We start from the raw sequence: 9,909 nt of genomic DNA on the forward strand, positions 1-9,909 counted from the left end.
ACGACGACGTAGTCGCCACCGGCGAGGCGGCCGCGGTGCTCGCGGAAGCTGTCGCGCAGGACCCGCTTGATCCGGTTGCGGCCGACCGCACGGCGGTCGACCTTGCGCGACACCGCCAGGCCCAGCCGCGGCCCGGTTTCGGGCGCGGCGGGCACGACGACCTCATCCGGTGACGGCCGGTGCCAATGCAACGCAAGCACGGGCAGCGCCACGCGCCGGCCGTGCTTGAATATGCGGTCGAAGTCGGAACGCGCGCGAACCCGCGCGGTGCGCGGGAAGCGGTTCGTGGTCATCTGGAAGGCGACGGCGGCGATGGGCGGCCGTCGCGACACTACGTGCGGCCCGGGATACCCGGAACCGGCAACGTGGTGATCAGGCGCAGAGACGCTTGCGGCCCTTGGCGCGGCGACGCGCGAGGATCTTGCGGCCGTCGGCGGTCGCCATGCGGGCACGGAAGCCGTGGTCGCGCTTGCGCTTGAGGTTGCTGGGCTGATAGGTGCGCTTGGTGGCCATGGTACGGCTCTGGGGTTTATGCGGAACCGGAAATTCTAGCGGCCGCCCGGTGGTGCGGTCAAGCCGGCCCGGCCTTTCCCTGTTCGCCAGCGGTGCCCGGTGCTAGTCTGGCCGGCCCTGTTCGCCCCGGCGCCGTGGCCCTCCGGCCGCGCGCGGGGTCCGTCCATGTCTTCACGCACCACGGTCATTACACACCCTATGGACGCCTGGCCCCGCTGCCTTGAACGCCTCGAAGCCGAGTTCCCGGCCGAAGACGTCCACACCTGGCTCAAACCCCTGCAGGCCAGCCGCCGCGACGGCGCCACGGTGCTGTACGCGCCCAACGCGTTCGTGGTCGAACACGTCCGCGAGCGCTACCTGGACCGGATCCGCGAGCTGCTCGGTCACTTCGCCGGCAACGACGATGTCAGCCTGGAGGTCGGCTCGCTGCCGCGCGCGGCCGCCCCGATGGCCGCCGCGCCGGCCCGTCCCACTGCCACCCTGCCCTCCGAGCCGTTCGTGGGCAACCTGGACAGCCACTACACGTTCGACAACTTCGTCGAGGGCCGGAGCAACCAGCTCGGCCGCGCCGCCGCCTGGCAGGCCGCGCTCAAGCCCGGCGACCGCGCCCACAACCCGTTGCTGCTGTACGGCGGCACCGGTCTGGGCAAGACCCACCTGATGTTCGCCGCCGGCAACGCGATGCGCGCGGCCGACCCGTCGATGCGCGTGCTGTACCTGCGCAGCGAGCAGTTCCTGGCCGCACTGATGAAGGCGCTGCAGGACAAGACCAACGGCATGGCGGCGTTCAAGAAACAATTCCAGCAGGTCGACGCGCTGCTGATCGATGACATCCAGTTCTTCGCCGGCAAGGACCGCACCCAGGAGGAGTTCTTCCACACCTTCAACGCGCTGATCGACGGCAAGCAGCAGATCATCCTCACGTGCGACCGTTTCCCGCGCGAGGTCGAGGGGCTGGAGCCACGGTTGAAGTCGCGGCTGGGCTGGGGCCTGTCGGTGGCGATCGACCCGCCGGACTTCGAGACCCGCGCCCAGATCGTCCTGTCCAAGGCCGCCGAGCGTGGCGCGCAGATCCCCGAGGAAGTGGCCTACCTGCTGGCCAAGAAGATGCGGTCCAACGTGCGCGACCTGGAGGGCGCGCTCAACACGCTGGCAGCCCGCGCCAACTTCACCGGCCGGGCGATCACGACCGAGTTCGCCCAGGAGACCCTGCGCGACCTGCTGCGCTCGCAGCAGCAGTCGATCTCGATCCCCAACATCCAGAAGACCGTGGCAGACTACTACGGGTTGCAGATCAAGGACTTGTTGTCGAAACGGCGGACCCGCTCGCTCGCCCGTCCGCGCCAGATGGCGATGGCGCTGACCAAGGAACTGACCGAGCACAGCCTGCCCGAGATCGGCGACGCGTTCGCGGGCCGCGACCACACCACCGTGCTGCATGCCTGCCGCCAGATCCGCAGCCTGATGGAGACGGACGGCAAGATGCGCGAGGACTGGGACAAGCTGATCCGAAAGCTCAGCGAGTAGCGTTCGACCGGGTGCGCGAACGATGTGCACCGGCTGAGGACAAGTTGTGGACAAGCCGGCCCGGCCGGCACGCCCGCAAAGTTGTCCACAGCATGTCCCCGGCTCCGGCGGGGAGTTGTCCCGGAGATTGAAGGGCTACAAAACGCCGTAAGTTCAACGAGTTAGGCGTGTTTTCCCGGATTTCCGGACGCTCCATCACCACCAAGCTTTTGATTTATTCAACTCTTTTGTATTGGGCATAGGGGAAGGACCGCATGCGTTTCAGCCTGCAACGCGAAGTGTTTCTCAAGCCGTTGGCGCAGGTCGTCAACGTGGTCGAACGGCGACAGACCCTGCCCGTGCTCGCCAACCTGCTGGTCCAGGTGCGCGACGGACAGTTGTCGCTGACCGGCACCGACCTGGAAGTCGAGATGGTCTCGCGCATCGCGGTCGAGGACGCCGCCGACGGCGAAACCACGATCCCGGCGCGAAAGCTGTTCGACATCGTCCGCGCCCTGCCCGACGGCAGCCGTATCTCGATCAGCCAGAGCGCCGACAAGGTGACGGTGCAGGCCGGGCGCTCGCGCTTCACCCTGGCCAGTCTCCCCGCCAACGACTTCCCGTCGATCGACGAGGTCGAGGCCACCGAGCGCGTGCGCGTGCCGGAAGCGACGCTGAAGGAGCTGATCGAGCGAACCGCATTCGCGATGGCCCAGCAGGATGTGCGCTACTACCTCAATGGCCTGCTGTTCGACCTCCGCGAGGACAGCCTGCGCTGCGTGGCGACCGACGGCCACCGCCTCGCCCTGTGCGAGGCAGCCTACGAGGGCAGCGCCCAGACCAAGCGGCAGATCATCGTGCCGCGCAAGGGCGTGACCGAGCTGCAGCGGCTGCTGGAAGGTGGAGAGCGGGAGCTGGAGCTGGAAATGGGCCGAGGCCACATCCGGGTCAAGCGAGACGACGTGACCTTTACCAGCAAGCTGATCGATGGCCGGTTCCCCGATTACGAGGCGGTGATTCCGATCGGCGCCGACAAGGAGGTCCGGATCGACCGCGAGGTCCTGCGCGCCTCGCTGCAGCGCGCCGCGATCCTGTCCAACGAGAAGTACCGCGGCGTCCGCATCGAGGTTTCGCCGGGCCAGCTGAAGATCAGTGCGCACAACCCTGAGCAGGAAGAGGCGCAGGAAGAGGTCGAGGCCGACACCCGGGTCGATGACCTGTCGGTGGGTTTCAACGTCAACTACCTGCTCGATGCGCTGACCGCGTTGAAGGACGAGCAGGTCACCCTCGCCCTTCGCGACGCGAACTCCTCCGCGCTGGTGCGCGAGGCTTCCAACGACCGCTGCCGCCACGTCGTCATGCCGCTGCGGCTTTAACGCGAACGGTGTTCCACGTGGAACAAACTGAGTCGACATGCACGCCCGGCCCGCCCGGGCGTGCTGCTGTGTGGCGGACGCGCAGCCCGACAGAGGGGGCGGTGTGCGGGTAACCCGACTCGACCTTCGCAACGTCCGGCGCTTCGAAGAGGCGAGCTGGCGCCCGGGCCCGGGACTCAACGTGGTCACCGGCGACAACGGCGCGGGCAAGAGCACCGTGCTTGAAGCGCTGCATCTCATGGCGTATGGCCGTAGCTTCCGTGGACGGGTGCGCGATGGCCTGATCCGGACCGGAGCGCCGGCCCTCGAGGTATTCGTCGAATGGCAGCAGGTCGGGTCCGGGGCGCTGCATGTCGGGGGTGGCGTCACCCGCCGTGCAGGGTTGCGCCACTCCGGCGCGGACTGGAGCGGGCGGATCGACGGGGCGCAGGTGAGCCAGTTGGGCGAACTGATCGCGGCGCTCGCCGTTGTGACCTTCGAACCGGGCAGCCATGCGCTGGTGAGCGGTTCGGCAGACACGCGACGTCGGTATCTGGATTGGGGCCTGTTCCACGTGGAACATGAGTTCATGCCGATCTGGCGCCGGTACTCGCGCGCCCTCAAGCAGCGTAATGCCCTGCTGAAGTCCCGCGGCGGCCCCGCGCAGCTGGACGCCTGGGATCACGAGCTGGCGACCGCGGGTGAGCAACTGTCGAGCCACCGCGAGGGCTACCTGGCGATGCTGGAGCCCGCATACCGTCAGATCGGGCGGGATCTTGTCCCTTCACTGGGGGATGTCGCGCTGGAATACGCGCCAGGCTGGCGCCGCCACGAGGTGCCGTTGGCCGATGCGCTGCTGCTGAGCCGCGTGCGCGACCAGCAGGCCGGCTTTACCTCGGTCGGCCCCCACCGCGCCGACTTTCGCCTCGGTTTTTCCGCCCTCCCCGGTCGCGAAGCCCTGTCCCGCGGCCAGGCGAAACTCGTGGCACTGTCGGCGCTGCTCGCCCAAGCCCAGCATCTGGCGTCCTGGTGCGGGGAATGGCCGGTCATCGCCCTTGACGACTTGGCCTCGGAATTGGACCACTCGCACCAGACGCGCGTCATTGAACGGCTTGGAGCCAGTGGCGCGCAGGTACTGGTGACCGGCACCGCGGTACCTGCGGCGCTCGCGTCCGGCTCGTCCGGTGTCGCTCGGTTCCACGTGGAACATGGCCGGATCGCGCCCGCGGAGCCCGCCTGAATCAGCCGGCGGACAGCCTGCCGCAGGCTTCGGGTGGCCGCGTCCGCTATACTTGAACCCACTTATTCCAGTGATTTTCGGCATGGGGCGTCCGCCGGACGCGCCACGTCGTCGGAGCCCGTTGCGCATGACCCAGATCGAGCACGAACCTTCGTCGCCCCAGGACCCCGAGTCGGGCAACGCCCAATCGCAGGCCTACGACTCCAGCAAGATCACGGTCCTGCGCGGCCTCGAGGCGGTGCGCAAGCGTCCCGGCATGTATATCGGCGACGTGCACGACGGCACCGGCCTGCACCACATGGTGTTCGAGGTGGTCGACAACTCGGTCGACGAGGCGTTGGCCGGGCACGCCGACAACATCATCGTCACCATCCACGAGGACGGCTCGGTATCGGTGCTCGACAATGGCCGCGGCATGCCGGTGGACATCCACAAGGAAGAAGGCGTTTCCGCCGCCGAAGTCATCCTCACCGTCCTGCACGCGGGCGGCAAGTTCGACGACAACAGCTACAAGGTCTCCGGCGGCCTGCATGGTGTCGGTGTGTCCGTGGTCAACGCCCTGTCCGAGCACCTGGGGCTGGACGTCTGGCGCGACGGCTACCACCACCGCCAGGAGTACTCGCTGGGCGAGCCGCTGTACCCGCTCAAGCAGGTCGAGGCGACCACCAAGCGCGGCACCCTGCTCCGCTTCAAGCCGTCGGTCGAGATCTTCAGCGACGTCGAGTTCCACTACGACATCCTGGCCAAGCGCCTGCGCGAGCTGTCCTTCCTGAACTCGGGGGTCAAGATCACGCTGCAGGACGAGCGTGGCGAGGGCAAGCGCGACGTCTTCCAGTACGAGGGCGGCATTGCTTCCTTCGTCGAGCACCTGGCCCAACTCAAGAACCCGCTGCACCCCAACGTGATCGCGGTGTCGGGCGAACAGAATGGCATCACCGTCGACGTGGCGATCCAGTGGACCGACTCCTACCAGGAGACGATGTTCTGCTTCACCAACAACATCCCGCAGAAGGACGGCGGCACCCACCTGCAGGGCTTCCGCGCGGCGCTGACCCGGACCCTGACCAACTACATCGAGCAGAACGGCATTGCCAAGCAGGCTAAGGTGAACCTGTCGGGCGACGACATGCGCGAAGGGATGATCGCGGTGCTGTCGGTCAAGGTGCCGGACCCCAGCTTTTCCAGCCAGACCAAGGAGAAGCTCGTCTCATCCGAAGTGAGACCCGTTGTTGAGCATACTTTCGGCGCACGTTTGCAGGAGTTCCTGCAGGAACACCCGCAGGAAGCCCGTGCCATCTGCGAAAAGGTGGTCGACGCCGCCCGTGCCCGCGAGGCGGCCCGCAAGGCCCGCGACTTGACCCGCCGCAAGGGCGCGCTCGATATTGCCGGGCTGCCCGGCAAGCTGGCCGACTGCCAGGAGAAGGACCCGGCGCTCTCGGAGCTGTTCATCGTCGAGGGTGACTCGGCCGGCGGCTCCGCCAAGCAGGGCCGCAACCGCAAGAACCAGGCGGTGCTGCCGCTGCGAGGCAAGATCCTCAACGTCGAACGCGCGCGGTTCGACCGGATGCTGGCGTCGGCCGAGGTCGGCACCCTGATCACCGCGTTGGGCACCGGGATCGGCAAGGACGAGTACAACCCGGACAAGCTGCGCTACCACCGCGTCATCATCATGACCGACGCGGACGTCGACGGCAGCCACATCCGCACCCTGCTGCTGACGTTCTTCTACCGGCAGATGCCCGAATTGCTCGAACGCGGCCATATCTACATCGGCCTGCCGCCGCTGTACAAGATCAAGCAGGGCAAGAACGAGCTCTATCTCAAGGACGACGCGGCGCTGGATGCGTACCTGGCCGGCAACGCGGTCGAGAACGCGTCGCTGGTGCCCGCCGACGGCGAGCCGCCGATCACCGGCGGCGCGCTGGAGAAGCTGCTGCTGGCCTACGCCGGCGCTCGCGAGACGATCGCCCGCAACGCCCACCGCTACGACCCGCTGGTGCTGGAGGCGCTGATCGACTTCACCCCGCTCGACACCGAGCACCTGAGCGAGAACGTCGACGAGCGCCACGAGCTCGACGCGCTGGAAAAGCGACTCAATCGCAGTGGCCTGGGCAAGCCGCGTTATGCGGTCAGCCTGCAGCCGGCCACCGACGCCCACCCGGCCGCGCTGCTGGTCCGCCGAACCCACATGGGCGAGGAACTGCTGCAGATGCTCCCGCTGGCCGCGTTCGAAGGCGGCGAATTGCGTGCGGTCCGCGAGGCCGCTGCGCAGTTGCACGGCCTGGTCCGCGAGGGTGCGCAGATCGTCCGCGGCAACCGCGCGCAGCCGGTCGACAGCTTCGCCGAGGCCCAGGCGTGGCTGCTGGAGGAAGCCAAGAAGGGTCGCCAGATCCAGCGGTTCAAGGGCCTGGGCGAAATGAACCCCGAGCAGCTGTGGGAGACCACGGTCAATCCGGAGACCCGCCGGCTGCTGCAGGTCCGGATCGAGGACGCGGTCGCGGCCGACCGGATTTTCAGCTGCCTGATGGGCGACGTGGTCGAGCCGCGCCGCGAGTTCATCGAGGAAAACGCACTGCGCGTGTCCAATCTCGACATCTGAACCAGCCCCGCGTGCTTTGACGGCCCATTCATCCGGGGCGGCTTACAAGAACCGTCCCGGAACAGGAATCGCGCCCATGAAATCCGCGCCCATCAAACCGTTGCTGCTCGGCCTGGCGATCGCGGCGGTCACCGCCGCCTGCGCCACCACCACCTCCCCCACCGGCCGTACCCAGCAGGTCGGCGCGGTGCCCCAGGAGCAGCTCAACCAGATGGGCGCGCAGGCGTTCGCCGAGTACAAGGCGAAGCTGCCGCAGAGCACCAACTCCAGCCAGACCGCCTACATGCGGTGCGTGGTCAGTGCCATCACCCGCCAGCTGCCCTCGGGCTGGCAGACGGGCTGGGAAAGCGCGCTGTTCGTCAACAAGGAGCCCAACGCGTTCGCCCTGCCCGGCGGCAAGGTCGGCCTGTACACCGGGATCTTCAGCGTGGCCCGCAACCAGGACCAGCTGGCCGGCGTCATCGCGCACGAGATCGGCCACGTCGTCTCCCGCCACCATGACGAGCGTGTCACCCGCCAGATGGGCGCGCAGGCCGGCATCGGCATCCTTGGCGCGCTGGTCGGGTCGCAGTACGGGTCGGGTGCCGCGCAGACCACGCAGCAGCTCGGCGGCGCCGCGGTCCAGGCCGCGTTCCTGCTGCCCAACAACCGGGCGCAGGAGTCCGAGGCCGACATCGTCGGACAGCGCCTGATGGCAGAGGCGGGGTTCAACCCGGAACAGGCGGTCAACCTCTGGCAGAACATGATCGCCGCGGGCGGGAGCCGGGGTCCGGAGTGGCTTTCCACCCACCCCGAACCGCAGAGCCGTATCGCCGAGTTGCGCGCGCGCGCGGCCGACCTGATGCCGGTGTACCAGCAGGCGCAGGCAGCCGGGCGCAAGCCCAGCTGCGGGTAAGCACGAAAAAACCCGACCCACAAGATGGCGGCCGAAGCGGGCTTTCTGCTAGGTTCACCCCCCTTGGACAACGCTGCATCATCCGTCCGCGATTCCTGTGGGGCCCCCATGACAATCCAGATCTCCCGATACCGCCGTTCGATGGCGCTGATCGCCGGTGTCGCGATGGCGCTCACGCTGTCGCCCGCCGTGCTGGCCCAGGACACCGGTGCCAATCCCGCGTCCGACCAGCGCATCGAACGGCGTGAGCGTTCCGACCGGCGCAGTTCCCGGGCCTCGAAGGAGGCGCAGCAGCGTTACCCGCTGGCCACCCGCGAGTCGCCGGGGCTGAAGACCTCGGGCCGCACGGGCAAGAAGCTGCAGGAAATGGTCGACCTGCAGGCCGAGGGCAAGTCCGCCGAGGCGGGCGCGATCGCCGCATCGCTGCTGGCCAGCGAGGACACCAGCAACTACGAAAAGGCGCTGGCCGCCCAGACGGCAGCCCAAGTGGCCTACGACGCCGGCGATACCGCCAGGGCGCTGGAGATGTTCGAGCGGATCGTCGCGCTCGATGCGCTCGACAACAACAACCACTACGCGATGATGCTCAACCTCGCGCAGCTTCAGCAGCAGCAGAAGCAATACGAGCAGTCGCTGGCGACCTACGACCGTTTCCTGGGCGAAACCGGCGGCGGCGACGCCGAAGCCCTAATGATGAAGGGACAGACCCTGTTCCTGATGGACCGCAACGAGGAGGCGGCTGCCGTCATGCAGCAGGCCATCGATGCCAGCGACGATCCGAAGCCGGAATGGAAGGCGCTGCTGATGCAGGCCCATGCGCGTAGCGGCAATGCCGACGAAGCGGTGCGGATGGCCGAGCAGGTGGCCGCCGCCAAGCCCGACGACCGCCGCGCCCAGCTCAACCTCGCCGCCGTGTACCAGCAGGCGGGGATGCAGGACAAGTCGCTGGCGGTGCTGGAGAAGCTGCGCACCGGCGGCCAGCTGACCGAGGCGGTCGAGTACCAGCAGCTGTACACCACCTACATCAACATGGAAGGTAAAGAGGCCGAGGCGATTGCCGTTATCAACGAAGGCGTCGACAAGGGCATCCTGGCCGAGGACTTCAACACCAGCGTTGCGCTCGCGCAGGCGTACTATTTCTCCGGCCAGATCGCGCCGGCCATCGAGGCCTACCGCAAGGCGGCCCCGCTGGACGACGACGGCAGCACCTACCTCAACCTCGCCAAGGTCCTGCTCAACGAGGGACGTGACGCGGAGGCGGGTGAGGCCGCCGGGCGCGCGCTCGAGAAGGGCGTCCCGGACCCGGCGGAAGCACGCGGCATCATCAAGGCCGCGAGCGACTAACCGGCATCACGAAAACGCCAGAATCCGCTTGGAACCGCCAACGGACTTTGGTATATCCTAGGAGGTTCCCGTGGCGTCAAACCCCATGAGAGCCAGACCTCCCGCGGCGCCTGCCAGCGCCCGGCTTTCCTCCCCGAGCTGACGGCGCAATGACGCAAGACTTGGAAAACCCCGTTAACACACACGACGACCGCGACGAAGGGTTGAACTGGGCACGTATCGCCGGTATCACCATGGCGATCGCCGTCCACTGTGCGGCACTGCTGCTGCTGCTTGCGCCGATGGCGCCTCCGCCGCAGGACAAGGCCGAGGAAGAGGTGACTTTGGTGAACATCATCAAGCCACCACCGCCGCCCCCGCCGCCGCCGCCGCCGCCGCCGGAACCGCCCAAGCCGATCACTCCGCCCAAGGAGCTGTCGCCGCCGAAGCCGACCCCGCTGCCGCCGCCGCCCGAGCC

At 67.7% G+C, this 9,909-nt stretch carries 8 protein-coding genes and 1 pseudogene; 7 read left to right on the plus strand and 2 right to left on the minus strand.

Annotation, left to right across the window (positions count from 1 at the left end; genetic code table 11):
• Both rnpA and rpmH read right to left on the minus strand, forming a co-directional pair.
• The coding region (gene rnpA, locus ACKVMH_RS10940; RefSeq protein WP_412700307.1) for a ribonuclease P protein component at positions 1–293 on the minus strand (293 nt) is incomplete at its 3' end.
• A gap of 79 nt (positions 294–372) precedes the next feature.
• A complete protein-coding gene (gene rpmH / locus ACKVMH_RS10945) occupies positions 373–513 on the minus strand; it encodes a 50S ribosomal protein L34 (RefSeq protein WP_031374044.1) in 141 nt (46 codons plus the stop codon).
• Positions 514–711: 198 nt separating this feature from the next.
• Between rpmH and dnaA the strand changes: the two genes are divergently transcribed.
• The 7 genes and pseudogenes from dnaA to ACKVMH_RS10980 form a co-directional block, all read left to right on the plus strand.
• Positions 712–2,040, plus strand: coding sequence for a chromosomal replication initiator protein DnaA (gene dnaA, locus ACKVMH_RS10950; RefSeq protein ID WP_412700308.1), 1,329 nt, complete (start codon positions 712–714; stop codon positions 2,038–2,040).
• 254 nt (positions 2,041–2,294) lie between these two features.
• Positions 2,295–3,395, plus strand: coding sequence for a DNA polymerase III subunit beta (dnaN, locus tag ACKVMH_RS10955; RefSeq protein WP_215219077.1), 1,101 nt, complete (start codon positions 2,295–2,297; stop codon positions 3,393–3,395).
• 103 nt (positions 3,396–3,498) lie between these two features.
• Complete coding sequence (gene recF / locus ACKVMH_RS10960; protein WP_412700310.1) at positions 3,499–4,614, plus strand: DNA replication/repair protein RecF; 1,116 nt, start codon at positions 3,499–3,501, stop codon at positions 4,612–4,614.
• A 127-nt stretch (positions 4,615–4,741) separates the two neighbouring features.
• Complete coding sequence (gene gyrB, locus ACKVMH_RS10965) at positions 4,742–7,213, plus strand: DNA topoisomerase (ATP-hydrolyzing) subunit B (protein WP_215219075.1); 2,472 nt, start codon at positions 4,742–4,744, stop codon at positions 7,211–7,213.
• Positions 7,214–7,289: 76 nt separating this feature from the next.
• Positions 7,290–8,108, plus strand: coding sequence for a M48 family metallopeptidase (locus tag ACKVMH_RS10970; protein ID WP_215219074.1), 819 nt, complete (start codon positions 7,290–7,292; stop codon positions 8,106–8,108).
• A 108-nt stretch (positions 8,109–8,216) separates the two neighbouring features.
• The gene (locus ACKVMH_RS10975) at positions 8,217–9,452 is read left to right on the plus strand and encodes a tetratricopeptide repeat protein (protein ID WP_412700309.1); all 1,236 of its coding nucleotides are present in this window, start codon (positions 8,217–8,219) and stop codon (positions 9,450–9,452) included.
• Positions 9,453–9,613: 161 nt separating this feature from the next.
• A pseudogene (locus ACKVMH_RS10980) lies at positions 9,614–9,909 on the plus strand (energy transducer TonB); the annotation flags it as partial.

This window comes from Lysobacter zhanggongensis (assembly GCF_046638635.1).
GTDB lineage: Bacteria > Pseudomonadota > Gammaproteobacteria > Xanthomonadales > Xanthomonadaceae > Novilysobacter > Novilysobacter luteus.